General features: G+C 35.7%; 2 protein-coding genes and 1 pseudogene. All 3 read left to right on the top strand.

All coding sequences use genetic code 11. The annotated features are described in order from the left end of the window. Positions 1–516 (top strand): PASTA domain-containing protein (locus A9G25_RS12750; protein ID WP_081297112.1); only part of this gene is annotated, 516 nt, incomplete at its 5' end. A gap of 12 nt (positions 517–528) precedes the next feature. Further along, positions 529–882, top strand: a complete 354-nt coding sequence (locus A9G25_RS01990) for a hypothetical protein (protein ID WP_065625255.1) — start codon at positions 529–531, stop codon at positions 880–882. 316 nt (positions 883–1198) lie between these two features. Beyond that, a pseudogene (locus tag A9G25_RS01985) lies at positions 1199–1621 on the top strand (hemolysin); the annotation flags it as partial.

The following is a 1621-nucleotide window of genomic DNA, read 5'->3' as shown; positions in this document are numbered from 1 at the left end:
GGGTTCCTTGAAGATGCAGTACTAAAAACTTATGAACGTTATTATAATGATTACCTAAAAGAGAAAGATAGTAATAAAGATAATAATACGTTAACAGGTACCGGAAGTAGTTCAGCAGGCGGGGCTCCGGGATTACCGCCTGATGATGACGATGATAAATCTCCAAAAGAATCATCTCGTAATAGCGATAAAAAAGGTGTTGGAGGTAATGGAGCTTCGTCTGAACTACCTAATTTGGATGGTAAATCACCAGAACAAGCAAGAAAAATTTTAGAAAAGTATGGATTTGAAGAAAAATCAATTAGTCCTGCAGGTTATCAAAGGTTTGTTGCTAAAGATGGATCTGAGATTACAATTAATTGGAACAGCGGTCGAATAGTCAGGACAACAGCTCCAAAATATGGAACAAATGGCGCTAGAATCAATAAAGGGCAACGGTTGGATGCAAATGGTAGGGAGATCCCAAGGGATGTACTTCATAATCAACATCCAACTGAGACGCTCAATATTAAATAAGGAGTATAATCTATGTTAGATTTAACTAAATTATCAATTAGTTGGATAGATGAACTAAATATCGCTAATAATCAAGTAAAAATTAAAGCTATTGCTTTAGATAAAATTATACAAATTGAGTGTATTATTATTATTTTTATGTCAGTGTCCAATCAAGATGAAGACATAGGTGATAATGGAAATGTATATGAAATTAACCATGATTATCGCACACTCAATTCAAATGAATTGAATTATTTTGGGTTATGTGATAATTATTCAGAAAATGATTTTTTTAATGTTATCAATGTTTGGGGAGATTATAATATTCGAATAGTATGTAGGGAAATTAAAGTTATTGAATTAGGTATCTATCCTGAAATATAGTAGCTCAAACTCAACCCCCCAACCCGATAATCCTAGCTTATGTTAGAGTATTCGTTATTAAAAAGTGGCAGTTAATACTGCCACTAAATTCTATAATTAATTTTTTTAATTGCCAATTTTTGCTTAGTATGCACTTTAGCCATTATTATTTTTATGCACCATTGTAGTAAATAAAGCCTACTTGTTGCATTGCGCATTGGCCATATCTCCCTCTATTCAAAAAACACATTAACTTACTATTTTCACTTACAAAAAATTAGTCAGTAAAGCTATTGATTTTATTTGAGTTTTTGTTGTTTTTATTCTAGCCGTGGCGGTGATAGCCTCAGAAGCGAAAGACAAGAGCCAAAACCGCCTTGACACAGGCACAATCAGCTTTAGTGATATCGAAAACAAAGCGGACTACCAAGTCAGTAGCAGCAGTGCAGGGGTAAGCTCTAGCGGCATGCCATCGATGCCAACCAGTCGCAATAAAAACGAAAGCGAGCATTCGACGACGCATTCAGCGGTATCGGAAGGGACGATAATTATCCGCAATAGGGATGACCAAAAACAAGATATCAACGAACTAAGCCGAGATACTGAGCAGGCGAATAACGAGCTCAAACACATCTTTAACAAACAAAAAGAGCAAGACATCATCGACCAAACGCAGTTAGTGAGTGAAATTGGTGGTGAAACGTTAACGATGCTTAATCATATAGACCGGATAAGAGCCGAATCCAAGGCAAAAGAAGCG

The organism is Gilliamella sp. Bif1-4 (assembly GCF_001690535.1).
GTDB lineage: Bacteria > Pseudomonadota > Gammaproteobacteria > Enterobacterales > Orbaceae > Gilliamella > Gilliamella bombi.
This window is presented reverse-complemented; position numbering and strand designations above follow the sequence as displayed.